1 protein-coding gene is annotated in these 268 nt (G+C 26.5%); it reads right to left on the bottom strand.

Annotation, left to right across the window (positions count from 1 at the left end):
- Window positions 1–18: 18 nt before the first annotated feature.
- Window positions 19–268, bottom strand: a 250-nt coding sequence (locus tag SB752_RS32550) for a hypothetical protein (protein WP_410719519.1), incomplete at its 5' end; no start/stop codon positions are given.

The following is a 268-nucleotide window of genomic DNA, read 5'->3' as shown; positions in this document are numbered from 1 at the left end:
AAGGTTTATATTCTGTTACTACTTGTCAAACATTTTTTCCCATCTCGCAATTGAATTTCTGCTTAATTTGAATTTATGTGCTAGCGCTATATTAGTATATTTATTTTTCTTTTGATATTCTAAAATGTACAGGATCGTAGCTTTATCATATGCTCTTAGTTTCTGATTGAATAATGAGATTTCTAAATTTTCTGTGGTAAAAACAATTTGATTAAGCTTAATGACATCAAATATACATAAAACTTCTTTTTGCAAAATAGAATAGCAC

It is taken from the genome of Brevibacillus sp. SIMBA_040 (assembly GCF_046535075.1).
In the GTDB taxonomy this organism is placed as follows: Bacteria; Bacillota; Bacilli; order Brevibacillales; family Brevibacillaceae; genus Brevibacillus.
The sequence above is the reverse complement of the archived record's forward strand: the minus strand, read 5'-3'. Positions and strand labels throughout refer to the sequence as shown.